This window comes from Plantactinospora sonchi, assembly GCF_036422035.1.
Classification (GTDB): Bacteria; Actinomycetota; Actinomycetes; order Mycobacteriales; family Micromonosporaceae; genus Plantactinospora; species Plantactinospora sonchi.
The window spans coordinates 103679-128607 of record NZ_JAZGQK010000007.1 but is presented as its reverse complement, the minus strand read 5'-3'; the positions used below and the strand labels follow the sequence as shown (position 1 = coordinate 128607).

At 72.0% G+C, this 24929-nt stretch carries 22 protein-coding genes; 6 read left to right on the top strand and 16 right to left on the bottom strand.

The genetic code is table 11. From position 1 onward, the window contains the following. Nucleotides 1-11: 11 nt before the first annotated feature. Nucleotides 12-377: a hypothetical protein gene (locus V1633_RS09895; RefSeq protein ID WP_331213926.1), complete on the top strand. Its 366-nt coding sequence runs from the start codon at nt 12-14 to the stop codon at nt 375-377. 144 nt (nt 378-521) lie between these two features. Here the strand turns inward: V1633_RS09895 and V1633_RS09890 are convergent, their stop codons facing one another. From V1633_RS09890 to V1633_RS09860, 7 genes are all read right to left on the bottom strand, one after another. Next, on the bottom strand, nt 522-1730 hold the full coding sequence (locus V1633_RS09890) for a glycerate kinase (protein ID WP_331213925.1): 1209 nt from the start codon (nt 1728-1730) through the stop codon (nt 522-524). Between the two features lie 11 nt (nt 1731-1741). Next, entirely contained in the window at nt 1742-2626 is an 885-nt protein-coding gene (locus V1633_RS09885) for a 2-hydroxy-3-oxopropionate reductase (protein ID WP_331213924.1), read from the bottom strand. Between the two features lie 99 nt (nt 2627-2725). Next, on the bottom strand, nt 2726-3544 hold the full coding sequence (locus tag V1633_RS09880) for a hydroxypyruvate isomerase family protein (protein ID WP_331213923.1): 819 nt from the start codon (nt 3542-3544) through the stop codon (nt 2726-2728). Between the two features lie 154 nt (nt 3545-3698). Continuing rightward, nucleotides 3699-3914, bottom strand: coding sequence for a formate dehydrogenase subunit delta (locus tag V1633_RS09875; RefSeq protein ID WP_331213922.1), 216 nt, complete (start codon nt 3912-3914; stop codon nt 3699-3701). Between the two features lies 1 nt (nt 3915). After that, nucleotides 3916-6729: a formate dehydrogenase subunit alpha gene (gene fdhF / locus V1633_RS09870; RefSeq protein WP_331213921.1), complete on the bottom strand. Its 2814-nt coding sequence runs from the start codon at nt 6727-6729 to the stop codon at nt 3916-3918. Beyond that, entirely contained in the window at nt 6726-8318 is a 1593-nt protein-coding gene (locus V1633_RS09865) for a formate dehydrogenase beta subunit (protein WP_331213920.1), read from the bottom strand. Before V1633_RS09865 ends, fdhF begins: the two co-directional genes overlap by 4 nt. Next, entirely contained in the window at nt 8315-8908 is a 594-nt protein-coding gene (locus V1633_RS09860) for a formate dehydrogenase subunit gamma (RefSeq protein WP_331213919.1), read from the bottom strand. Before V1633_RS09860 ends, V1633_RS09865 begins: the two co-directional genes overlap by 4 nt. Nucleotides 8909-9149: 241 nt before the next feature. Here V1633_RS09860 and V1633_RS09855 point away from each other — a divergent pair, with 241 nt between their 5' ends. Continuing rightward, nucleotides 9150-10481 (top strand): MDR family MFS transporter, encoded by a 1332-nt coding sequence (locus V1633_RS09855; protein ID WP_331213918.1) that lies wholly within the window; start codon nt 9150-9152, stop codon nt 10479-10481. Here the strand turns inward: V1633_RS09855 and V1633_RS09850 are convergent. Both V1633_RS09850 and V1633_RS09845 read right to left on the bottom strand, forming a co-directional pair. Then, nucleotides 10429-11229 carry a hypothetical protein gene (locus tag V1633_RS09850; protein WP_331213917.1) on the bottom strand — a complete coding sequence of 267 codons (801 nt, stop codon included), beginning with the start codon at nt 11227-11229 and terminating at the stop codon, nt 10429-10431. The two genes, V1633_RS09855 and V1633_RS09850, sit on opposite strands and share 53 nt — an antisense overlap. Further along, entirely contained in the window at nt 11226-11720 is a 495-nt protein-coding gene (locus V1633_RS09845; protein ID WP_331213916.1) for a SigE family RNA polymerase sigma factor, read from the bottom strand. Before V1633_RS09845 ends, V1633_RS09850 begins: the two co-directional genes overlap by 4 nt. Before the next feature lie 173 nt (nt 11721-11893). Between V1633_RS09845 and V1633_RS09840 the strand changes: the two genes are divergently transcribed. Genes V1633_RS09840 through V1633_RS09830 form a run of 3 tightly spaced genes read left to right on the top strand, consistent with a single transcriptional unit; the run spans nt 11894 to nt 15115 of the window. Continuing rightward, the gene (locus V1633_RS09840; RefSeq protein ID WP_331213915.1) at nt 11894-13024 is read left to right on the top strand and encodes an acyl-CoA dehydrogenase family protein; all 1131 of its coding nucleotides are present in this window, start codon (nt 11894-11896) and stop codon (nt 13022-13024) included. Beyond that, the gene (locus tag V1633_RS09835; protein WP_331213914.1) at nt 13021-13878 is read left to right on the top strand and encodes a phosphate/phosphite/phosphonate ABC transporter substrate-binding protein; all 858 of its coding nucleotides are present in this window, start codon (nt 13021-13023) and stop codon (nt 13876-13878) included. Before V1633_RS09840 ends, V1633_RS09835 begins: the two co-directional genes overlap by 4 nt. Further along, complete coding sequence (locus V1633_RS09830; protein ID WP_331213913.1) at nt 13856-15115, top strand: ferritin-like domain-containing protein; 1260 nt, start codon at nt 13856-13858, stop codon at nt 15113-15115. Before V1633_RS09835 ends, V1633_RS09830 begins: the two co-directional genes overlap by 23 nt. A 52-nt stretch (nt 15116-15167) precedes the next feature. Here V1633_RS09830 and V1633_RS09825 read toward each other — a convergent pair whose 3' ends face one another. From V1633_RS09825 to V1633_RS09795, 7 genes are all read right to left on the bottom strand, one after another. Next, complete coding sequence (locus V1633_RS09825) at nt 15168-16886, bottom strand: beta-N-acetylhexosaminidase (protein WP_331213912.1); 1719 nt, start codon at nt 16884-16886, stop codon at nt 15168-15170. Continuing rightward, complete coding sequence (locus V1633_RS09820) at nt 16886-17752, bottom strand: carbohydrate ABC transporter permease (protein WP_331213911.1); 867 nt, start codon at nt 17750-17752, stop codon at nt 16886-16888. The genes V1633_RS09825 and V1633_RS09820 overlap by 1 nt, the downstream gene beginning before the upstream one ends. Before the next feature lie 176 nt (nt 17753-17928). Then, nucleotides 17929-18819: a carbohydrate ABC transporter permease gene (locus V1633_RS09815; RefSeq protein ID WP_331213910.1), complete on the bottom strand. Its 891-nt coding sequence runs from the start codon at nt 18817-18819 to the stop codon at nt 17929-17931. A gap of 6 nt (nt 18820-18825) precedes the next feature. Next, entirely contained in the window at nt 18826-20112 is a 1287-nt protein-coding gene (locus V1633_RS09810; RefSeq protein ID WP_331213909.1) for an extracellular solute-binding protein, read from the bottom strand. A gap of 211 nt (nt 20113-20323) precedes the next feature. Next, complete coding sequence (locus V1633_RS09805) at nt 20324-20767, bottom strand: RidA family protein (RefSeq protein WP_331213908.1); 444 nt, start codon at nt 20765-20767, stop codon at nt 20324-20326. A gap of 3 nt (nt 20768-20770) precedes the next feature. Then, entirely contained in the window at nt 20771-22141 is a 1371-nt protein-coding gene (locus V1633_RS09800) for an amidohydrolase/deacetylase family metallohydrolase (protein ID WP_331213907.1), read from the bottom strand. After that, on the bottom strand, nt 22138-23436 hold the full coding sequence (locus V1633_RS09795; RefSeq protein WP_331213906.1) for a helix-turn-helix domain-containing protein: 1299 nt from the start codon (nt 23434-23436) through the stop codon (nt 22138-22140). Before V1633_RS09795 ends, V1633_RS09800 begins: the two co-directional genes overlap by 4 nt. 227 nt (nt 23437-23663) lie before the next feature. On the opposite strand from V1633_RS09795, the gene V1633_RS09790 reads away from it, so the two are divergent. After that, entirely contained in the window at nt 23664-24908 is a 1245-nt protein-coding gene (locus tag V1633_RS09790; RefSeq protein WP_331213905.1) for an alanine racemase, read from the top strand. The last annotated feature ends 21 nt before the right edge of the window (nt 24909-24929 follow it).

Here is a 24929-nt window from a genome sequence, read left to right as displayed (position 1 = left end):
AAACGGGGACTGTGTTGAAGCGTAAGTGGGTTCAAGCTGCCGTCGCATCGGGAATGCTGGGCGCGGCAATCCTCCTGCCGGCGTCACCGGCGGCTGCCGGATCGGTCGGGTGCGCGATTCCGAGCGGCAACTACAGCTGCACGAGCCGGAACATCAGCGTATCCAGCAAGTTCGTCATCGGCGTTCTGTCGGGTGCCAGGAATGGGCCGGTAACCTGTCGTGCCTACGATTCCGGTGGCACCCAGCGAGGCAGCGTGAGCAACTCCAGTTCGTCCGTCCTGAAGTCGCAGCAATTCACCGGCCCGAGCGGAAGCTATTTCCTCACCTGTGTCGGATCCAACGGCAATGGTGGGGGCAACGGGTCGATCACCACCTAAAAAACCTCGGTGCCCCTCCGCACCTGATCCCCGCCAGCCTCGACAACATGTTCGAGGCTGGCGGGTGAGGCGGTTCGGCGCTCAGGGCGCCCGCCGCACCGTCGGCAGGCAGCCTCCGCCCGGTCCGGCCGGCAACCAACAGGCTCAGCCCGGCCCGACGGCCGGGTGGCGGGGTCGGCCGGACGGCTCCAGCCAGTCGGCGGCCACCACCCCGGCCAGTTCCTCAAGCAGCTCCGGCGCCCGGGCGACGCAGTCCGCCGGGTCCGGCGCCAGGTCGGTCAACGGGTACGCCGCCCGGATTCCGACCGCGCGCAGCGCGTCCGGCTCGACCCCGATCTGCCCGGCCACCGCCACGGTCGGTACCCCGGCCCCGGTGGCGGCCGAGGCCACCCCGACCGGTGCCTTGCCGCGCAGGCTCTGCGCGTCCAGCGAGCCCTCCCCTGTGATCACCAGGCCGGCCCCGGCGAGCAGCTCCGCGAAGCCGAGCAGGTCGAGCAGCATCGCGATGCCGGGCCGGAAGGTGGCGCCGAGGAAGGCGAGCGCGGCGAAGCCGACGCCACCGGCCGCACCCGCACCCGTCGTGCTGGCCAGTTCGGCGGCGTCGTCCACGATGGACACGTCAATCGCCATCGCCGCCCACCGCGCGAGCCCCGCCTCCAGCACGGCGACGTCGGCGTCGGTCGCGCCCTTCTGCGGGCCGTAGACGGCGGCCGCACCGCTCGGTCCGAGCAGCGGATTGTCCACGTCGCTGGCGAGCACGAACCGGGTACGCCGGACCGCCGGGTGCAGTCCGGAGACGTCGATCCGGTGCAGCCGGCGCAGGGCTGCCCCGCCGGGCGGCAGTTCGACACCGTGCTCGTCCAGCAGGCGTACGCCGAGTGCGCCGACCAGCCCGGCACCGCCGTCGGTGCTGGCACTGCCGCCCAGCCCGAGGACGATCTCCCGGCAACCGTGGTCGAGTGCGGCGCGGACCACCTCGCCGGCGCCGTGACTGCCGGCGTGCAACGGATCGGCCGTGCCCTCGGGCAGCCGGCGCTGCCCGCACGCGTCGGCCAACTCCACCACCGCCACCCCGTCGGCATGGGCGAAGGCGGTCTCGACCGGCGCACCGGTCGGCCCGGTGGCCCGCACCGGTACCCGGGTGAAGCCGGCCGACAGCGCCGCGTCGAGGGTGCCCTCGCCGCCGTCGGCGATCGGGAAGCCGCGTACCTCCACCGACGGACAGGCCCGACGCAGGCCCACGGTGAGGTGCCGGACGACCTCGGCGGCGGTCAGCGAGCCCTTGAACTTGTCCGGGGCGAGCAGTACGTGACCACCCGCCCCGACCGGAGTTGTCAGCCGCACGTTGGACATCCGGACGGCGCTCAGGCGCCGGCCCGGCCGGAGAGCTGCTCGACCAGCTTGAGCAGTGCCGTGTGGTCGAGCCCGCCGTCGCCCTGCGCCTTCAGCGCGGCGATCAGCTGGGCCACCGCCGCACCGAGCGGGATGACCACGCCGGCCTCGCGGGCCGCCGAGGTGACGATGCCCATGTCCTTGTGGTGCAGGTCGATCCGGAAACCGGGCTGGAACTGCCGGGCCAGCATCCCGGCCGCCTTGCGGTCCAGGATCCGGTTGCCGGCCAGCCCGCCGGCGAGCACCCGGACCGCCGCCTCGGTGTCCACCCCGTACGCCTCGAGGAAGACGATCGCCTCGGCGACGAGTTCGATGGTGCCGGCGACGATGAGCTGGTTCGCCGCCTTCACGGTCTGGCCGGCGCCGTGCGGGCCGACGTGGACGACGGTCGCGCCGACCACCTCGAAGATCGGCAGTGCCGCCTCGAAGTCGGCCGCCTCGCCGCCGACCATGATGGAGAGGGTGCCCTCGACCGCCCCCGCCTCGCCGCCACTGACCGGGGCGTCCAGTACCCGTACCTGGTGGGCCTTGGCGGCCTCGGCGACCTGCCGGGCGGTCTGCGGGGAGATGCTGCTCATGTCGATGTAGAGCTGACCTGGCCGGGCGTTGGCCAGGATGCCCTGTTCGCCGAGGGCGACCGTCTCGACGTCGGCCGAGTCCCGGACCATGGTGATCACGGTGTCGGCCCGCTGGACGAGTTCGGCGATGCCGCTGGCGACCTGACCGCCGGCCTGCGTGAGCACCTCGTTGCGGGCCGGGCTGTAGTCGTAGCCGATCACCTGGTGGCCGGCCTTGATCAGGTTGACGGCCATCGGGCCGCCCATGATGCCGAGGCCGATGAAACCGACGGTGGTCATGTCAGCGATCTCCTTTGTTCGGCGGATGTGGTGCGGCGGGGTTCAGCCGGCCCGGTACTCCCGGGGCCGTCAGCCGGCCCGGCGTCTGCCGGGCAGCCGTCAGCCGGCCCGGCGCTCCCGGGGCAGCCAGTCGAAGCTCTCGGCACTCGGGCCGCTCGGGACGTACTCCAGGCCGACCCAGCCGTGGTAGCCGGCCGCCTCCAGCCGGGCCAGGTGGCCGTCGAGGTCGATTCCGCCGGTTCCCGGCTCGTGCCGGCCGGGTGCGTCGGCGATCTGGACGTGCCCGATCCGGTGGGCGTGTTCGGTCACCTTGACGACGTCGTCGCCGTTGACGGTGAGGTGGTAGAGGTCGGCGAGGAAGGCGAGGTTCTCCACCTCGCGTTCGTCCCGCACGACCTCGATCACCGCGATCGCGTCGGCGGCGGTGCGCAGCGGGTACGGCTGCGGTCCGCTGACCGCCTCCACCAGTACGGTGCCGCCGATCCGGGCCACTGCGGCGGCCGCGGCGGCCAGGTTCTCCACCGCCACCTCGTCCTGCTCGGTCGGGTCGACGTCCGGCAGGCGGTTGCCGTAGAGGGCGTTGAAGTTCCTACAGCCGGTGGCCGCACCGATCGCCGCGACCAGGGCGGCGTTCTCCCGGAACTCGGCGGATCGCCCGGGCCAGGAGACCAGGCCCCGGTCACCGCCGGGCATGTCGCCGGCGAAGAAGTTCAGGCCGACCAGTTGCACGCCGGCGTCGCGGATCGCCGCGACGAACGCGTCCACCTCGGTGCTGGACGGCACCGCCTCGGCGAACGGCCACCAGAACTCGACGGCGTCGAACCCGGCCGCCCTGGCCGCCGCCGGTCGCTGCAGCACGGGGAGTTCGGTGAAGAGGATCGAGCAGTTCACGTCGAAGCGGAGGCGGTGTGTCGGCACGGGCCCTCCCTGGCGCTCACGTGGCCCCGATGGCCACATTCAGGATTCTGTATGCAGTATGTAAAGGCGTCAAGGCAGGAACGGTCGTGGCCCTGTCCGGTACCGGTACAGGGCCACGGGGCCGTTGCCAGATGTGGGCGGTCGACCCGAGGGGTCAGGTTCGCAGCAGCCGGGCGGCGGCCAGGGCGAGCGGGTCGAGCGTCTCCGGCTCCGCCTCGACCCGCCGCATCAGCTCGGCCCGCATCCGGGGATCCCAGAACGCCCGGATGTGCTCCGCGATCGCCGACGCCGCCGCCTCCGGCGCCTGGTGGTGGAAGTGCACGGCGATCTCGTTCGCCATCCGTACCTGGGGAGAGACGTCGCTGTGCATCTCAGTCCGCCATCACCGGAAGCAGGTCCTCGGCCCGGGCCGCGTCCTGCGGTCGGGGCGGATTCTTCAGCCCGACCTGGACCGCGGTCACCTTGTACTCCGGACAGTTGGTCGCCCAGTCGGAGTTCTCGGTGGTCACCACGTTCGCCCCGGTCACCGGGTGGTGGAAGGTGGTGTAGACGACGCCGACCGGCATCCGGTCGGAGAGGACCGCCCGCAGCGAGGTGGCGCCGACCCGGCTGGCCAGGGTGACCTCGTCACCGTCGTTGATGCCCCGGACCTCCGCGTCGTGCGGGTGGATCTCAAGTACGTCCTCCGGGTGCCAGGCCACGTTCCCGGTACGCCGGGTCTGCGCCCCCACGTTGTACTGGCTGAGGATCCGGCCGGTGGTGAGGATCAGCGGGAACTTGCGGGTGCTGCGTTCCCGGGTCGGCACGAACGGCGTCTGCACGAACCTGCCCTTGCCCCGGACGAAACCGTCCATGTGCATGATGGGCGTCCCCTCCGGCGCGTTGGCGTTGCACGGCCACTGCACGCTGCCGAGCTTGTCGAGCACGTCGAACGAGACCCCGGCGAAGGTCGGGGTGAGAGCGGCGATCTCGTCCATGATCTCGCTCGGGTGGTCGTAGTGCATCGGGTAGTCCATCGCCTGGGCGATCTCGGCGACGATCTGCCACTCGTGCTTGCCGGTCTTCGGCGGCATCACCGGGCGGACCCGGTTGATCCGACGCTCGGCGTTGGTGAAGGTGCCGTCCTTCTCCAGGAACGAGGTGCCGGGCAGGAACACGTGCGCGAACTTGGCCGTCTCGTTGAGGAACAGGTCCTGCACCACGACCAGCTCCAACGCGGCCAGCGCGGCGGTCACGTGCTTGGTGTTCGGGTCGGACTGGGCGATGTCCTCGCCCTGTACGAACAGGGCCCGGAAGCTGCCCTCGATCGCCGCGTCGAACATGTTCGGGATCCGCAGCCCCGGCTCGGAGACCAGGTCCCGTCCCCACATCTCCTCGAACACGCCACGGACCACGTCGTCCGAGACGTGCCGGTACCCGGGCAGCTCGTGCGGGAACGAGCCCATGTCGCAGGAGCCCTGCACGTTGTTCTGCCCACGCAGCGGGTTGACCCCGACACCCTCGCGGCCGATGTTGCCGGTGGCCATGGCAAGGTTCGCCATGCCCATCACCATGGTCGAGCCCTGGCTGTGCTCGGTGACGCCGAGGCCGTAGTAGATGGCTCCGTTGCCACCGGTGGCGAAGAGCCGGGCCGCCGCCCGCACCTCCTCGGCCGGTACCCCGGTCAGCTCCTCGACCGCCTCCGGGCTGTTCTCCGGGCGCGCGATGAACTCCGCCCACTCGTCGAAGCCCTCGCACCGCTGCGCGACGAAGTCCTGGTCCACCAAGCCCTCGGTGAGCACCACGTGGGCCATCGCGTTGACCACCGCGACGTTGGTGCCGGGCGCGAGCTGCAGGTGGTGGGTGGCGGCGATGTGCGGCGAGCGGACCAGGTCGATCCGGCGCGGGTCGACCACGATCAGCTTGGCGCCCTCGCGGATCCGGCGCTTCATCCGGGACGCGAAGACCGGGTGTCCGTCCGTCGGGTTCGCGCCGATCACCATGATCACGTCGGACTTGGCCACCGATCGGAAGTCCTGGGTGCCGGCCGAGGTACCGAAGGTCTGCTTCAGGCCGTACCCGGTCGGCGAGTGGCAGACCCGGGCGCAGGTGTCGACGTTGTTGTTGCCGAACGCCGCCCGGATCATCTTCTGGACGACGTACACCTCCTCGTTCGTGGTCCGCGACGAGGTGATGCCGCCGATCGCGCCGACGCCGTACCGGGCCTGGATCTCCCGCAGCTTGGTCGCCGTGTAGGAGATCGCGGTGTCCCAGTCGACCGGCCGCCACTCGTCGGTGATGTTCTCCCGCAGCATCGGGGTGAGCACCCGGTCCGGGTGGGTGGCGTAGCCGAAGGCGAACCGGCCCTTGACGCAGGAGTGGCCCTCGTTGGCGCCGCCGTCCTTGTACGGCACCATCCGGACCAACTCGGTGCCGCGCAACTCGGCCTTGAACGAGCAGCCCACCCCGCAGTACGCGCAGGTGGTGAGCACCGTACGGGTCGGCATGCCGAGCTGGACCACCGACTTCTCCTGCAGCGTCGCCGTCGGGCAGGCCTGCACGCAGGCACCACAGGAGACGCACTCCGAGGACATGAAGTCGGTGCCGCCGGCGGAGACCTTGGACCCGAAACCGCGTCCCTCGATGGTCAACGCGAAGGTGCCCTGCACCTCACCGCAGGCCCGGACACACCGGGAGCAGGCGATGCACTTGGACGCCTCGAAGTTGAAGTACGGGTTGCTGGAGTCGGTCGGCTCGCTGAGGTGGTTCTCGCCCTCGTAGCCGTACCGGACCTGGCGCAGTCCGACCACACCCGACATGTCCTGCAGCTCGCAGTCGCCGTTCGCGGAGCAGGTGAGACAGTCCAGCGGGTGGTCGGAGATGTAGAGCTCCATCACGCCCTGGCGGAGCTTCTCCAGCTTCGGCGACTGGGTGGTGACCTTCATCCCCGGGGCGACCGGGGTGGTGCAGGAGGCCGGGGTGCCGCGTCGACCGTCGATCTCCACCAGGCAGAGCCGGCAGGAGCCGAACGCCTCCAGGCTGTCGGTGGCGCAGAGTTTCGGGATGTCGATGCCGCTCATCGCGGCGGCACGCATCACGGAGGTGCCCTCCGGTACGGACACCGGCAGACCGTCCACCTCGACCGTCACCGTTGCCGGGCCGGCCTTCGCCGGGGTGCCGAGATCGGGTTCCTTCAGCAGGCTCATGACGTGGCCTCCTCAAATCGGCCAGGGAGTTGTTCCGAGCGCTTCTTCTCGCGGGCGGTGAAGTCGTCGGGAAAGTGCAGCAGCGCGCTGCGTACCGGCATCGGGGTGAGACCGCCCATCGCGCAGAGCGAGCCCTCGGTCATCAGTTCGCACAGGTCACCCAGCAGGGCCAGGTTGTCGTCCGGGTCCTGACCAGCGACTATCTTGTCGATCGTCTCGACGCCGCGCACCGCGCCGACCCGGCACGGGGTGCACTTGCCGCAGGACTCCTCGGCGCAGAACTCCATCGCGAACCGGGCCATCGCCGCCATGTCGACGGTGTCGTCGAAGACCACGATGCCACCATGGCCGAGCATCGCGCCAGCCGAGGCGAACGCCTCGTACTCCATCGGCACGTCCAGGCCGTCCGCCGGCAGGTACGCCCCGAGCGGTCCACCGACCTGCACGGCCCGTACCGGCCGGCCGGAACGGGTGCCGCCACCGTAGTTGTGGATCAGATCGCCGAGCGTCATCCCGAACGCGGTCTCGAAGACCCCGCCGCGCGCGATGTTGCCGGCCAGTTGGAAGACCTGGGTGCCGCGGGACCGCTCCACCCCGAGCGCCTGGTACGCCGCCGCGCCGTCGGCGAGGATCGCCGGCACCGAGGCCAGGGTCAGCACGTTGTTCACCACGGTCGGCTTGCCGAACAGGCCGGTGATCGCCGGGATCGGCGGTTTCGCCCGGACCATGCCGCGCTTGCCCTCCAGGCTCTCCAGCATCGCGGTCTCCTCGCCGCAGATGTAGGCGCCGGCACCGACCCGGACGTGCAGGTCGAAGCCGAGCCCGGAGCCGAGCACGTCCTCGCCCAGCCAGCCCTGGGCCCGGGCGACCGTGATCGCCTGCCGCATGGTCCGGACCGCGTCCGGGTACTCGGAGCGGATGTAGATGTAGCCCTCGCTCGCCCCGACCGCGTACGCGGCGATCGTCATCCCCTCGATCAGGATGAACGGGTCGCCCTCCATCAGCATCCGGTCGGCGAAGGTCCCGCTGTCGCCCTCGTCGGCGTTGCAGCAGACGAACTTCAGCGCGCCGGGTGTGTCGGCGACCGTCTTCCACTTGATGCCGGCCGGGAACCCGGCGCCGCCCCGGCCGCGCAGGCCGGACTCGGTGACCTGGGCGACCACCTCGGCCGGCGGCAGGGCGAGGGCGCGGCGCAGGCCGGCGAGCCCACCGTGCGCGAGGTAGTCCTCCGGGGAGAGCGGGTCGGTGACCCCGACCCGGGTGAAGCAGAGCCGGGTCTGGTCACGCAGCCACGGCAGCTCCTCGACCACGCCCTGACAGAGTTCGTGGTCGGCGCCGTCGAACAGCCCGGCCGCGACCAGCTCGCCGACCCGCTCGGGCGGCACCGGGCCGTACCCGACGCGGCCGCGCTCGGTGGCCACCTCGACCAGCGGTTCCAGCCAGAGCATGCCGCGCGAGCCGTTGCGGACCACCCGGACCGACCGACCGGCCCGCGCCGCCGCCAGCTCCAGCTCGGCGGCGACCAGGTCGGCGCCGACCGACAACGCGGCGGAGTCCCGGGGTACGTACACCGTGACCGGAGTCGTCATGAGTTCACCGTCTTTCCTTCGGTCAGGACGACGGGGTCGGATCCGTTCGTCCTGGCGGTGGCCAGCAGGGCGGCGAGCCGGTCCGGGGTGAGTCGCCCGTGGACCCGCTCGTTGACCTGTCCGGCCGGTCCGAGCGCGCAGTTGCCGAGGCAGAACACCTGCTCCAGGGTGACCGCACCGTCCGGTGTGGTCTGCCCGAGTTTGACGCCCAGCGACTGCTCGGCGTACGAGACGAGCTGGTCCGCGCCCACCGACTGGCAGGCCTCGGCCCGGCAGAGCTTGACCACGGTCCGCCCGGCCGGCTCGGAGCGGAAGTCGGTGTAGAAGGTGACCACGCCGTGCACGTCGGCCCGGGAGATGTTGAGCTCGCTGGCCAGCACCGGGACGTCGTCGGCGTCGACGTAGCCGAACTCGTGCTGGATCCGGTGCAGGATCGGCAGCAGCGCACCCCGGTCGCCGCGATGCGCGGCGACCAGCGCCCGCACCCGATCCGCCCTTGTCGTGGCGCCAGGACTTCCCACGGGGACCCACCCTCCGCTCGCTCCGACCGGTCGAGTCCCACGATACGGCGGGCTGAATACAATATGCATATCGGTAGGTCCGATTGATCAATAGGCGAGACCTATCGAACCGTCCGCCCGGGACGGACCCGACAGCCGCCCGTCCCGGTTCACCCGGGATCCCGACGGCCGCCCGGGACAGCCGACCCCGCCACCCCTGCGCGCGCCCCCGTTTAGCCGGACGTGACGAGGAAAACCCTGGCCTAACGGGCGATGCTTCCCTACCGTCTATCCGGCCGAAGAACTGGAAACAATCTTTATCGGAGGACTGGTGCGCACGGTCCGGGCATGGTTCGACGACACCGCCGGCGGGCTGCCGGCAACCTTCTGGTACCTCTGGTCCGGGCTGCTGATCAACCGCGTCGGCGCCTTCGCCATGCTCTTCCTGCCGCTCTACCTCACCGAGGTACGCCAGGTCGGCCCGGCACTCACCGGCCTCGCGGTCGGGGCGTACGGGATCGGCGGGGTGGCCGGCGTGCTGCTCGGCGGCGTACTCACCGACCGCTGGGGCCGGCGCCGGACCCTGGTCTGGTCGCACCTGAGCGCGTCGGCGCTGATGGCCGGCATGGCGGTCGCCACCAACGTGTCGACCATCGCCCTGCTCGCCGCGCTGGTCGGGGTCGCCCACTCGATGCCCAGCCCGGCGTTCGTCGCCGCGATCGTCGACGTGGTGCCGGCGGCCCGCCGCTCCCGCGCGTTCAACCTGCAGTTCTGGGCCTTCAACCTCGGCACGGCGGGTGCCTCCGCGCTCGCCGGGCTGCTCGCCGAGGCGAGTTACCTGGCACTGTTCCTGGTCGACGCGGGCGCCACGCTCTGCACCGCCGTCATCATCGCCTGGAAGGTGCCGGAGACGCTGAGTCCGGGGCACCGGACCACCACCGGTCCCCGGGGCGGGTTGCGCACCCCGCTCACCGACCGGGTCTTCCTGGCCTTCGTCGGGCTGACCTTCGTGCTCGCCGTACTCACCACCCAGACCTCCACCGTGCTGCCGCTGTCGATGCGCGCCGACGGGCTCAGCGCCTCGGCGTACGGGTTGGTGGTGGCCCTCGGCGGGGCACTCATCGTGGCCGGCCAGCTCTTCGTACCCCGGCTTATCGACGGGCGTCGCAAACACCGGGTACTGGCCGGCGCGACCGCTCTGCTGGCGATCGGGTACGCCAGCCTCGCGTTGGCCGACCAGCTCCCCGTGTACCTGCTGGCGGCACTGGTCTGGACCGTCGGCTCGATGCTCGCCGCACCGCCGAACGCCGAGATCAACGCCGAACTGGCCCCGCCCCTGCTGCGCGGCCGCTACCAGGCGGTCTTCTATCTCACCTTCCCGGCCGCCGCGTTCGTCGCCCCGACGGTCGGCGGGGCGAGCCTGCAGTACCTGGGCGACGGGCACTGGCTGGCGGTCGGCGCGGTCGGCCTGCTCGCGGTCGCCGGGCACCTGGTCACCGGTCCGCCCCGGGAACGCCGGGTCGCCCGGATCCGGGCGACCCGACCGGCCGGCGAAACGACGCCGACCGACGACGTGACCCGGCCGGCCGGGGAGACGGCGCCGTCGGGTCTCACAGCCGCAGGCCCGGATCGAGACCGATCGCGGTCAACTGGGCGGCGGTGAACGGACTCCGGGTCCCGGCACCGCGGGTCTCCACGGTGTCCCACGACCGGATCATGATCCCGGTGCCGTCCGGCTTGGACATGTTGAGCAGGGAGTTCTCCGCCAGGATGTTCTCGCCGTTCGGTCCGCGCAGCGGCACCTCGCCCTGTTCGGCGGCGTACCTCCGCTCCGCAGTCTCGATCTCGTCCACCGGCGGCGCGGCCGGATCGTAGTGGACGGTCGGATAGATGCTGATCCGGACGTGGTAGGTCCCGGTCGGTGAGGTCAACACGCCCCGCCACCGATAGTCTTCGCTCAGGTCCAGCGGCGGCGAGTCGGACGGTACCGGACACGGTCTCGCCTCCACGCCCGGACCAGCGGGTACGTCCCGGGAATACCTGCGGCCACGCTCCTCGACGCACTGCGGGACCTGCCGGATCAGGCTGTCCAGACCGGTCACCTGCGGCGCCTCCCGGGCGATCGCCGCCTTCAACACGGCTTCCAACCGGTCCGGCTCGGCGGGTACCGGAGTCGGTTCGGGTGAGGCCACCGTCGGCACCCGGTCCGCCGCCGGTGGGCCCGGTGCCGTCCGCTGGCCGGGCCCGACCACCCCGGCCAGCATCGCCAGGCCCGCCACCGCCAGCCCGGCCGTGCAGACCGCCCCCGCGCGCCGCCGACGCCGTACCCGCCGCCCCCGCCGGGCCAGTTCGTCGATGTTGATGCCGCTCTCCGGGCTCGGCCCGATGAACTCGTCCAACGTCTCCCTCATCGCCGTCCCCCATTCGTCGCCACCTGCCGCAGGATCTCCAGACCACGCGCGCTCTGGCTCTTCACCGTGCCGGCGGAGACGCCGAGGAACGCGGCGGTCTGCTCCACCGACATGTCGCAGTAGAACCGGAGCACCACCACGGCACGCTGACGCGGACCCAGCGCGCGCAGCAACGCCCCGATCCGCTCGCGGTCGCTCGGCTCCGGCCCGGCCACCGGGCGAAGGTCCGGCACGACCTCCGCCACCCGCTCCCGTCGCCACGGACGTCGCCGCTCGTCCAACCAGGCGTTGGTGAGCATGCCGCGCACGTACGCGTCGAGGTTCTCCACCCGACGGATCCGACGCCACGAGACGAAGAGTTTCAGCAGCACCGTGGAGACGAGGTCGTCGGCGGCGTGCCAGTCGTGACAGAGCAGGTACGCGACCCTGCGGAGATGCTCCAGCCGCATCGACACGTACTCACGACACTCCGCCTCCTCGTCGGCTTTCACCCGTCTCCCCTCGTCGGCTCCAGGCAGGGGACGGAGACACCGCCGGTCGAGGTTGCACGACGGCGGGCCGGGTCGCGGACGGTCGGATCGCCAGGAACCACAGGCAAAACACCATCGTGACGCACCGTACATATTCACTTACGATGAACGTCGTCGACTCCCCGGGAGGACGTATGACCTACCAGGATCCGTTGGAGCGTGTCGTCAAGGAAGTCGTCCTACCCGCGGCCGAATCCGTCGATCGGTCCGCCACCTTTCCCCGCGAGGCGGTGAACGCCCTGGCCGGCGCGGGTCTGCTCGCCCTCACCGTGCCCTCCGGGTACGGCGGAGGCGGCGCGGGCCTACCGGCCGCCACCGACGTCGTGCAGCAGCTCTCCACGGCCTGCGGCTCCACCGCGATGGTGGTGATGATGCACTACAGCGCGGTCGCGGCACTGGTCGCCGCCGACCGCGAGGACGTGTTGCGGGAGATCGCCACCGGACGGCACCTGAGCACCCTCGCCTTCTCCGAGACCGGCTCCCGGAGCCACTTCTGGGCACCGCTGGGCACGGCGACCGGAGACGGCACCGAGATCCGTCTCAACTCCCGCAAGAGCTGGGTCACCTCGGCCAGCCACGCCGACAGCTACATCTGGTCGAGCCGGCCCCTCGCCGCGCCCGGGCCGATGACGCTGTGGCTGGTCCGGACCGGCACCCCGGGGCTGTCGATCGGTCCCGAGTTCGACGGTCTGGGACTGCGCGGCAACGACTCCCGACCGGTCACCGGCACCGACGTCGAGGTGCCCCGTACGGCACTGCTCGGCGTGGACGGTGCCGGCCTCGACCTGGCGCTCTCCGCCGTACTGCCGTGGTTCCTCCTGCTCAACGCCGCCGCCAGCATCGGCCTCATGCGGGCGGTGACCGGCGAGACGGCGGAGCACCTGACCCGTACGAGGCTGCGACACCTGGACCGGTCGCTGGCGCAGTTGCCCGATTCCCGGGCGCAGCTGGCCCGGATGCGGATCGAGACGGATCGCACCGCCGCCCTCCTCGACCGGACCCTGGCCGCGCTCCAAAAGGGACACGACGACGCCCAACTCCTGGTACTGGAGGTCAAGGCGGCGGCGGACGGCAGCGCCGCCGAGGTGGCCGACCTGGCGATGACGGCCTGCGGCGGCGCCGCGTTCCGCCGGGAACTCGGCATCGAACGCCGGTTCCGGGACTCCCGGGCCGCCCGGGTGATGGCACCGACCACGCCCGCGTTGCTGGACTTCGTCGGCCGGGCGCTCTGCGGTCTGCCGCTGCTGGACGGGGCCGACGGGTGAACCGCACCCTGCTGCTCGGCGCGGTCGCCTACGACCCGAAGGTGGTGACCATCTGGACCGGCTTCCGGTCCTGGTTCGCCGAACGCGGTCTCGACCTCGACTACGTCCTCTACGCCCACTACGAGCGGCAGGTCGACGACCTGCTCGCCGGGCGGATCGACCTGGCCTGGAACTCGCCGCTGGCCTGGATCCGCGCCCAACGGCTGGCCCGGGCCCGGGACGTGACCGTACGCGCCGTCGCCATGCGCGACACCGACCGCGACCTGACCTCGGTGATCGTCGTACGGGCCGACTCGGATCTGCACTCCCCCGCCGAACTGCGCGGCCGGACCGTCGCCACCGGTGCCGTCGACTCACCCCAGGCGACGCTGCTGCCACTGGCGCTGCTCCGCGACACCGGCCTCGATCCGGAGAAGGACCTCGACCTGCTCCGGTTCGACGTCGGCGTCGGCCTGCACGGTGACCACGTCGGCGGCGAGCGGGACGCCGCGGACGCGCTACGCACCGGGCGGGCCGACGCGGCCTGCCTGCTGGACGCGAGCCTGCTGCTGTTCGGGCGGGAGGGCGTCCTGCCGCCCGGTTCGGTACGGGTGCTCGCCCAGACCGAGCCGTACGACCACTGCAACATGACGGTCGGGCCCCGGGCCGACCCCGCACTCGTCGCACACTTCGGTGAACTGCTGCTGGGCATGTCCTACGCGGACGACACCGCCCGCCCGCTGCTGGACCTGGAGGGCCTGAGGCAGTGGCTGCCGGGCCGGACCGACCGGTACGCCGCGCTGGACCGGGCGGTCACCGACAGCGGCTTCTACCAACCGGACGGAGCACCCGGTGCCGGCGATCGTCAACCTTGAGGGCCTCGGCTTCGACGCCGGCGGTCACCTGCTGGTCGACCGGGCGCTGGCCGGTCTGGCCCCCGGCGACCGGCTGGTCGTGCACGGCCGCCATCCGGCACTCGGCCTGCACCTGGCGGCCTGGTGCCGGGCCGAGGGGCACCGGCTCGAACCCGACGACCCGTCCCGCGCCGGTGACCCGGGCCGGGCCGTACCGACCATCGGCGCGGACGGGTCCCCGTCACCGGCCGGGCCGGGTGTGATCGCCCGGACCGTTGTCCGGGGCACCGCCGACCTCGACCGGTGGCGGGGGGCGCAGCGGGCCGGCCGGACCGCGACGGACGTCGTACCGCACGCCAGCCGGGAGTGGGGTCTGGCGGCCCGGGGCGCACTGGTCGAGCCGGGTGGTCCGCCGCTGGCCGTGGACTGGGTCGACCGCGAACTGGTCTGGGCCGACATCGCGCCCCGGTTGTACGCCCAGGCGACCGCGAACCAGTGGGACCCGGCGACCGCGGTCGACTGGGCGGCGGCCGGCCCGGTGCCGGAGGACGTCGAGGACGCCGTCGTCCAGGTGATGACGTACCTGGTGGAGAACGAGCAGGCCGCGTTGATGATCCCGGCCCGGATGCTCTCCCGACTGCACCCGCACTACCGCGAGGTGATGCAGTTGCTGGCGGCACAGGCCGCGGACGAGGCCCGGCACGTGGAGATCTTCACCCGTCGGGCCCTGCTGCGGCGCGACGTACTCGGGCTCTCCGGCGCCGGTGGGCGGGCCTCGCTGCAGACCCTGCTGGCCGAGCCGGACTTCACCCTCGCCTCGTTCCTGCTCTCCGTGCTGGGCGAGGGCAGTTTCCTGGACCTGCTGCACTTCCTGCACCGGCACGCCCCGGATCCGGTCACCGCCGACGTCACCCGACTCGCGGCCCGCGACGAGGCCCGGCACGTCGCGTTCGGGGTCGCGCACACCGCGCACGTGGTCCGCGCCGACCCGGGTTTCCTGCACCGGCTGCGGACCGCGGTCGAGCGACGCCACGCGGTGCTGGCCGACACCGCCGGCCTGAACCGGCAGGTCTTCGACGCGCTGGTCGTCCTCGCCGCCGGGTCCTGGGAACCCGCGGCGGTCGCCCGGGGTTGGCAGGAGGTGCTCCGGCTGCAGGAGACCATGGACGCCGGGCGACGTCGACGGCTGGAGTACATCGGCTTCCCGGACGACGAGGCGGCGGCCCTGTCGGCCCTGCACACCCGCAACTTCATGTGACCCCGGCCGCCCCGGCACCGGGACCACACCGTCCCGGTGCCGGCCGCGCAGGTCACCGGCCGCCGGCACCGTCGGACGCGGTCGGCAGCACGTTGCTGGTGAGGGCGGCGAGTTCGGCCGCCCGGTCGGCGCGCTCGCGCGGCCAACCGCGCGCGTCCGGCCGTCGCTGCCAGGGCAGCGGCCCGGCGGGCGGCCGGTGCTCGACACCCATCGCGGTCAACCGGTCCAGATGCCCGGACAGGCGCCGGGTGAAGTCGTGCCACGGGTCGGTCGAGGCCGGCGACCAGACCGCCTCGGCGAACCCGGAGAGGCGGGGAAAGGCCAGGTAGTCGACGGCCCGTGGACTGTCGGCGTGCTCGGTCCAGAGATTGCACTGGGCGCCGAGGATGTGGTGCCGCAGTTCGGTCGGCAGCTCCGGCGGCACCGGTTCGAAGGCCCGGACGTCCGCCACATCCAGCACGGTGCCGACCGGGATCGGCTCGTCCGGATGGGCGGACTGCCGGTAGTCCAGGTAGGCGGCGCTGTCCCAGCAGGCCACGACGTCGTGGCCGGCCCGGGCCGCCGCGACCGCCAGGGCCGGCCCCCGCCAGGCGGCGACGGTGGCACCGGGCGGCGGGCCGCCCTCCAGGATCTCGTCCCAGCCGTACAGCACCCGGCCGGCGGCGGTGAGGTGGTCCTGGAACTGCCGGATGAACCAGGCCTGCAACGCGTCCTCGTCGGCGAGCCCGAGGTCACGGATCCGTCGGCGGGCGGCGGGACTGGCCCGCCACTCGTCCTTGCGGCACTCGTCCCCCCCGATCCCGATGTGCCGGCTCGGGAAGAGTTCCAGCACCTCGTCGAGGACGTGCCGGAAGAAGCTGACCGTCTCGTCGGAGACGTTGAGGACCCGGGAGGAGACCCCCCACCGGGTGGAGACCGCGACCGGCTCGTCGGGCCGATTGCCGAGTTCCGGGTACGCCGCGATGGCTGCCTGGGTGTGGCCGGGCAGGTCGATCTCGGGCACCACCGTGACGAACCGCCGCGCCGCGTACGCGACGATCTCCCGCAGGTCGTCCTGCGAGTAGTAGCCGCCGTGCGGCCGCCCGTCGAAGCGTTCGTGCTGACGCGAGCCGACCATCGACTCGGTCCGCCACGCCCCGACCTCGGTCAACCGGGGATAGCGCCGGATCTGCACCCGCCAGCCCTGGTCGTCGGTGAGGTGCAGGTGCAACACGTTGAGCTTGTGCGCGGCGAGCAGGTCGATGATCCGCAGTACCCCGGCGACCGGCATGAAGTGTCGGGCGACGTCCAGCATGAAGCCACGCCAGCCGAAGCGCGGCTGGTCGGTGATCTCCACCGCCGGTACGGTCCACGGACCGGCACCCACCGGCGCCCGCCGGTACACCGCCGGGGGCATCAGCTGGAGCAGGGTCTGCGCGCCGTAGAAGACGCCGGCCGGCGTACCACCGGTGACGGTGACCCCGTCGGGGCGTACCCGCAGGTGGTAGCCCTCGGCGGCGAGTGCCGGGTCGACGCTGAGCGTGATGGTGGTGGCCGGCCCGGCACCGTCCGGCGGGACGGCGGCCGGGCTGGCCGGGGCGGAGGTCGTGGCCGGCAACGGCAGGCCGGTGCTCCGGGACAGGGTCTCGCGCAGCCAACCGGCGACCCCGGCGCAGGCCGGCTCGGCGGCCAGCGTGGTGGCCGGGGTCAGCGGGCAACCGCCGGCGCCGGCCCGGATGTCGACCGGCCGGGGCAGCAGCGCCGGTTCGGGTCCCGTGGATCCGGAGCCCATCAGTCCTTCACCGCCCCGCCGAGCCCGGAGACCAGTCGGCGCCGGACGAAGACGAAGAAGACCAGCACCGGGATGGTCATCAGGGTGGAGGCGGCCATGATGCCGCCCCAGTCGTTCTCGTCGGGCTTGAAGAAGACCAGCAGCGCAGCCGGCAGCGTCTGGTTCTCGGTCGCACTGATGATGAACGTCCTGGCGAACAGGAAGTCGTTCCAGGCGGTGATGAAGGAGAACACGCTGGTCGCGGCGAGCCCCGGCGCCACCAGTGGAAAGAGGATCCGCCAGAGGATGGTGAACCGGTCGGCGCCGTCGATGGTCGCCGCCTCCTCCACCTCCGGTGGTACCGCCGCGACAAAACCGCGCAGCATCCAGATCGCGAACGGCAGGCTGAACGCCAACTGCACCAGGACCAGCGAGCCGAGGGTGTTCAGCCCCACGCCCGGTACGGTCCGGCCGAGATCGCGGATCTGGAAGAAGAGCGGAATGCTCAGCGCCTCCACCGGCACCATCTGGGCGATCAGGAAGAGCACCAGGACGGTGGTCCGGGTACGGAACCGGTAGCGGGTCAGCGCCACCGCCGCCAGGAACGCGACCAGCGCGCTCAACGCCACCACCGACAGGGCCACGACCAGGCTGTTCAGGAAGTACCGGCCGAATCCGCTGACCCCGAGCGCCGAGCGGAAGTGGTCCAGGGTCGGGTGCAGGGTCCACGGCCGGGGATCGGCGGCGAGAATCTCGCCGGTCGGCTTCAGTGCGGAGAGCACCATCCAGTAGATCGGGAAGACCGTCACCGCCGCGACGCCGATCGCGACCGTGTCGGCGGCGCGACGCCACGCCCGCGTCGTGCCCCGCCGGCCCCGGCGCGGCACGGGGGTACCGTCCGTTCGTGACTGCGGGGCTCGCACACCCCGCTCACGCCTCGCACTCACAGAACCGCCGTCCGTTCGTGACTGCGGGGCTCGCACACCCCGCTCACTCCTCGCACTCACAGAACCGCCGTCCGTTCGTGACTGCGGGGCTCGCACACCCCGCTCACTCCTCGCACTCACAGCGACTCCCCGGACCGGCGGAGGGCTCGCAGGTAGAGCAGGGTGACCACGAGCAGGATCACCGTCATCACGACTCCGATCGCCGAGCCGAGGCCGTACTGGGCGGAGGCGAAGGCCTTCTGGTACGCGTACACGTTGAGCACAAGGTTCTGGCCGGCGATGCCGCCGCCCCGGGTCATCACGTAGATCTGGGTGAAGACCTTGAAGTCCCAGATGATCGACTGAATCACCACGATGGTGACGAGGGGTCGGAGCATCGGGACGATGATCCGCCGGAACGTGGTGAACCCGTTCGCCCCGTCCAGTGCGGCGGCCTCGCGTACCGAACTCGGGATCGCCTCGATGCCGGCGTACAGAGTGATCATCACGAACGGGAACGAGTGCCAGACCACCACCGCGCCGACCAGCAGGAATGCCACCGTACGGTCGTACAGCCAGTTGTAGGCGCCCAGCCCGAACACCTCGTTGACCAGGCCGAGGTTGCTGTCGAACAGGAACATCCAGACCACCGAGCCGGTCATCGCCGGTGCGGCCCAGGCGGTCAGCGCCGCGAACGACAGGACCGTCCGGGCCACCCGGCCGACCCGGGTCAGCAGCACCGCCAGCGCCGCGCCGACCGCGAGCGTCACCACCACGCAGCCGGCGGCGAACAGCACCGTCTGCCCGAGCACGGTCCAGAACGTCGGGTCGTCGAACAGCGCCCGGTAGTTGCCGGCTCCCAGGAACCGGGCCGGTACACCGCCGCTGACCTGCGGCTGCCCGTAGTCGAAGAGGGAGAGCAGCCCGAGCTGGTAGAGCGGGTACGCGAACATCGGCACCAGCACGGCGAGCGCCGGCAGCAGCAGCCACAGGGGCGTCAGCCGCTGCCGGCGGGTCGATGCGGACACCGGTGGCTACTTCCCGAACGCCGTGGTGATCTGGGTCTTCGCCTCGGCCGTCGCCGCGTCGACGGTCGCCCTGCCGGTAATGATCTTCTGCAGCATGTTCGGCAGGATCCGCTCGGCGTCGATCGTGGTCCACGCCTTGTCGACCGGTACGAACCGCGTCCCGGCGTCCATCGTCTCGATGAACGGCTTGAGGAAGGGCTCCTTGCCGATCACCTCGGCCCGGGCCGACCGCATCGCCGGCACGAAGCCCATCGCGTCGTACAGCTTCAACGTGTACTTCCGGCTTGCCAGCAGTTGCATGAACTCGACCGCCAGGGTGCGGTGGCCGGTGGAGCGGAACACGCCGAGGCTGCTGCCGCCGGCGAACGCGGGCGCGATCGAGCCGGGCTTCGCCCCGGGCAGCGGGACGACGGCGTACTTGCCCTTGACCGCGCCGGCGTCCACCGCCGAACGGTTGAAGTTGCCGAGGATGCCCATCCCGGCCCGGCCGGCCGCGAACGCCTCGACGGTGCCGCCGCCGGTCAGGTCGACACATTGCTGTGCCGGGCAGATGTCGGCGCCGAACAGGTCCGTGTACGCCTTGACGCCGGCCTTGGCTGCCGGCGAGTCGATGGCCGCCGTGTAGCTGCCGGCGGAACCCGTGGCGATGTCACCGCCGGCGTCCCAGACGAACGGCAGCGCACCGAAGGTGTAGAGCCCGCCGACCGCGATGCCGAGCATCTCCGGGTTCTCCGCCCGGATCTTCTTCGCGGCGGTGACCAGTTCGGCGTACGACGTCGGCGGCTTCAGGTCGAGGGCGGTGAAGACGTCGGTGCGGTAGTAGAGGGCCCGCACCCCGATCCACCACGGTAGGCCGTACGCCTTGTCGCCCACGGTCACCGTGCTGACCAGATCGGCCGGCAGGTCGGCGGCCTCGGCCCACTTCCGGTTGTCCTCGGTGACGTCGGCCATCCCGTTCGAGGCGACGAAACTCGCCAGGTCGGTGTTACCGATCTCGGTCACGTCCGGCGCGCTCGCCGGGTCGTTGAGCGCGCCCCGGTACCTCTCCGCCCGGGTGTCGGTGGCGAGGTAGTTGACGTCGACGGTGACGTCCCGGTAGCGGGTCTTGAACTCGGCGACCGCCTCGTTGACCACCGCCTCCTTGGCTGCCCGGTTGGCCTCGTCGAACAGCCAGACCCGCAGGGTGCCGGTCTTGGAGTCGGTGTTCGTGGTCGGTTGGTCGGTGGAGGGTGCGCAGGCCGCGGCGCCCAGGGTGACGGCGCAGAGCGCGGTCAGGGCGAGGAGTTTCCGCACAGGTTGTCTCCCTCTAATAACGAGCCAGGTTCGTAATTAGGTCGATATGGATGTCCTACAGGCTGGGCCGCCGCGCCCGCCGCCGTCAAGTCACAATTTCCCAGCTCAGAGCCGATTTCCGGCACGCCGGAGCGACCACCGCCGGCCCGGGTGGCGAACGGGGGTGGTGGTCGCTCCGCCAGGTGACGCTCGGCTGGGGCGTCTCGCGGATCTACTGGTCGGCCGCGGTGGGTCCGGACTCCGACCCGTCTCGTTCAGATCCACCAGACACCGCCTGGTCGCCCAGGTAGAGAACCGCGTCGACCTCGATGTCGAAGCCGTTCAGGGCGACCGGCAGGGTGGTTCGGGCCGGCAGGTTCTCGGTGCCGAAATACTCCTGGTAGATCTCGTTCATCGCCGGGAAGTCGGCGAAGTCCCGCAGGTAGACGCCGACCCGTACGGCGCTGCCGAGGTCACCGCCGGCCGCCTCGGCCACCCGGGCCAGGTTGTCGAACGCGGCCCGGGCCTGCGCGGCGAAGTCGCCCCTCACCCAGGTGCCGTCGGGCAGCACCGGGCAGGCGCCGGCCAGGTACGCGAAGTCGCCGGCGACCACCGCGTGCGAGTAGGGGCCACCGGGCGGCGCCGCCTTCTCGGCGACGACGATCCTCTTGGGCATGGGTCAACCTCCGTGTCGGGGAAACTGTTCGGCGAGCCCGTCCGGGCCCACCAGGGGTGTGGTCAGCAGTCGACGTACCGCCCGGTCCCGCTCGGTGAGCGCGACCCGCTGGGCGTCGGTCAGCGGGATCCACGGCGGTACGGGCGCCGACAGCCGGGGCGTCAGCGGGCGACCGGCCCGGTACGTCACCTCGTTGACCAGCCGGATCGGCGACGTACGACGTTGCCCGTGCACGTCGGCCAACTCGAACCGGCCGTGCTCGACGGTGAAGACGGCGAGGTCGGCCGGCGCGCCGATGGCGAGTGTGCCGATCCCGTCGGCCAGGCCGACCATCCGGGCCGGCCCGGTGGTCGCCGCCGCGACCACCTGCTCCAGGCTCATCCCGACGGCCAGCAGCTTGGCCATCGTGGTCGGCAGGTCGAAGACCGGACCGTGCAGCGAACGGCTGTGCAGGTCGGTGGAGACCGCGTGCGGCGGCATGCCGGCGGCCAACTGCGCCTCCAGCACGTCGAAGGCGAACCCGCCGGAGCCGTGCCCGAGGTCGAACCGGATCCCCGCCTGGTAGGCGTCCTTGGCGGCCGGGTCGAAGCCGGCCGGTCCGGCGGCGATGCCGCTGGCGCAGTGCGTGATGATGTCGCCGGGTCGCAGCAGGGACAGCATCTGGCCGATCGAGGGCGGGCCGGCTCCGATGTGGACCATCACCGGCAGGCCGGTGGCCTGGGCCGCCTCGACCGCCCGGCGCAGCGGGGCCAGTCCGTGCGCCCCGACGTTGTGCCGGTCCATCCGGACCTTGATGCCGACGACGGTGTCCCGGTGTGCCCGTACCGTCGCCACCGCCAGGTCGACGTCACAGTTGGCCAGGTCGCGCGATTCGCCGACCGGGGCGACCAACCCCACCGCCGAGATGTTCAGCAGGGCGGGGACGCGTACCGGGTAGCCGGCGCTGGTGGCCGCGAAGGCCGGGAAGGAGTACGCCCCGGCCGACCCGGCGTCCACCCAGGTGGTCACCCCGGACCGCCAGGCCACGGGTCCCGGGTCGATCCCCCAGTACGTCGCTCCGGGGTGGACGTGGGTGTGCAGGTCCACCAGGCCGGGCGTGACCAACCGGCCGGTCAGGTCGACCACCTCGGTCGCCGCCGCCCGGGGCAGCCGCGGCGCCACCGCGGCGATCCGGCCGGCCCGGACCGCGATGTCGTGCGGCCCGCCGCGCCGGTCGGCCGGGTCGAGCAGTTCGCCGCCGGTGAGCAGCAGGTCCCAGCCGCTCGTCTGCGTTCCGCCGGTCGGCCCCGGCGACGACCCGGCCATCCCGCGTACGCCGTCCGGGTCGGCTCCTCCACCGCGCCCGCCGTCCGGGTCGGTGGTCGGGCCGGTCACCGGGCCTCGCCCGGCGCGCCGATGCGCAGTCGGTACAGCCGGGCGGGCCGGCCCTTGCGGTGCATCTGCGTACTGCCCTCCACCTCGACCAGTCCGGACTCGCTCAACTTGCGGATCAGTCGTCGCCCGCTCGGGTCGGTGATGCCGAGCTGTCGGGCGAGGTCGCCGGGTGAGATGGCCCGTCCCTCCAGCGCCCGTTCGACGGCCGCCAGCCGGGACAGGGTCGCCGCGCTGAGCCCCACCTCGGCGGCGAGCCGCTCCAGCTCGGCGCCGTGCCCCCGGTAGGTGAAGGCGACCGCCGAACCGGCCGGGCTCATCGGCCCGATGATCACGCCACTGTCCTCGACCAGGTACGCGCTGGGCGCGTCCTCCTGCTCGGCCCGGGCGGCCGCCCGCTCGGCCAGTTGCAGGCAGCTGCGGGCGGAGGCGCCCACCCCGAAACCGGCGGCGACCCGGATCCCGAGCGTCTCCTGCGCCTGTCCCAGGGCGGGCAGCGCCACCCAGCTGTTGGTCGCCTGTTCGAAGAGGGCCTGGTGGGCGAAGACCACCACACCGCGCCGGCCCCGGTTCTCGATCCAGGCGTCGCCGAACTCCGGGGTGTTGATCAGCAGGTTCATCAGGCCCACCCGGGCCCGGTCGAGGTCGAGTTGCGGGCCCGCGCGGCTGACCAGGAAGACGCCGGCGGCGAAGCGCAGTGCGCTGGCCCGTTTCGACTGCACCTGCAACGCCAGCTCGTGCAGCTGGGCCCGGAGGGTCGCCGGACCGGGCAGCCCGCCGAGCACCGGAGTGCCGTCGCGCAGCTGTTCCGCGACCGCGGTACGCAGGCTGATCACATAGTCGGCGCCGGTACGGGCCAGCGCGGCCCGGTGGAACGCGACGATCTCGGCGACGCTCTGCTCCGGGTCGTACGGCAGCAGGCTGATCCCGGCCGGGTCCAGCTCCAGCGCCCGGATCACCTCGTCGACGGTCCGCGCGTCGTAGGTGTCGATGCTGACCGGGGTCGGCCGCCAGTCGCGGGACAGCGCCTTGAACAACGCCAGGGACAGGTCCAGCCCGGCCGAGCGGAGAATCGCCACCGGCAGGTCCGGCGGCAGCAGGTCCCGGCACTTCGCGTACGGGACCGGGCCGAGCAGCAGGCCGTCGACGTGCTGCCGGGCCAGCCGGTCGGCGACCAGGTCCCGGACCTGGTCCTCGTGTTCGTAGACCACCCACTCCAGGGTCACGCCGGCCAGGGTCCGGGCCGCGTCCTCGAAGACGGCCCGGTGGCTGGTGTGGATGACCAGACCGATCACCATCGGCACTCCAGTGCGCTGTCGACGTCGCAGGGCGTCACACAGCATTGCAGGTTCGAAAATGGTCCGTTAAGTACGGCCGGGATAGGGTGCCCCCTCCCACTCCTCCTCGTCAAGAGCCGCAAGCCGCCACTCGTGGAGAGGTTGACGTGGCGCGAGCGACCCGGCAGGCTGAGCAGCCGACAACGAGCCACATCCGAACCTGATCGGCGAACCGGGAGGGCGGGCCGGTGCTGCGCGACGACCTCGACGAGCCACCCCTCGACTGGCGGGCCAAGGGGCTCTGGCAGCCCGGTCCCCCGGTCCGGGCCAGCGAGTTCGCCGCCGCCGGCCACCGGCTGTTCGACGGCGCCGTCAGCTGGCCGGCGCTGGTCGCCCGCCGCGACGCCCTGCACCGCAACATCGCCACGATGGCCGGATTCTGCGCCCGGCACGGCTTCTCGTTCGCCCCGCACGGCAAGACCACCATGGCGCCGTCGCTGTTCGAGGCCCAGCTCGCCGCCGGGGCCTGGGCGATCACCGTGGCCACCGCCAACCAGCTGCTCACCTGTCGGGCCCTCGGGGTGCCCCGGGTGCTGCTCGCCAACCAACTGCTCGACCCGGTGCCGCTGCGCTGGCTGGCCGGCGAACTCGACCAGGGCTTCGAGGCGTACCTGTTCGTGGACTCGGTCGCCGGGGTCGAGGCGATCGGCGCCGCCCTCGCCGACCAGCCGGACGGCCCACCGGTACGGGTCCTCGCCGAACTCGGCCACGCCGGCGGCCGGACCGGTTGTCGTACCGTCCGGCAGCTGGTCGAGGTCGCCGAGGCGGTCGCCGACACCGCCCGGGTACGCCTCGACGGCGTCACCGCGTACGAGGGCGGGCTGCGGGACGTCGCGGAGGTCGGGGCGTACCTGGACCGGACCCGGGAGGCGACGGTCGAGCTGGCCACCCGGGGCCTGCTGCCGGACGAGGTGATCGTCAGCGCCGGGGGCAGCGCCTGGTTCGACGTGGTGGCCGACCGGCTCGGCGGCGCCTGGCTGCCCGGCCGCCGACTCCGGGTGGTGCTGCGCAGCGGTGCGTACGTCAGCCACGACCACGGCTTCTACGCCGAGCACACCCCGTTCCTGCGTAGTCCGGAGGACGGTTCGCTGGACGCGGCGCTGGAACTCTGGGCCCAGGTCACCTCCACCCCCGAACCCGGGCTGGCGATCGTCGGCATGGGCAAACGCGACGCGCCGTACGACGAGGGCCTGCCGGTCCCGCTGCGGATCCGGCGTGGTGCCGGCGCGGTCGAGGAGGCCACCGGAATGGCCGTCACCCGGCTCAACGACCACCATGCCTTCCTCACCGTCCCGCCCGGGGCCGACCTCCGGCCGGGTGACCTGGTCTGCTTCGGCATCTCCCACCCGTGCACCGCCTTCGACAAGTGGCGGTACGTCCCGGTCCTGGACGACACCGACACGGTGGTCGACGTCCTGCGGACGTACTTCTGAGCGGTTTCCGCCAAGGACGAT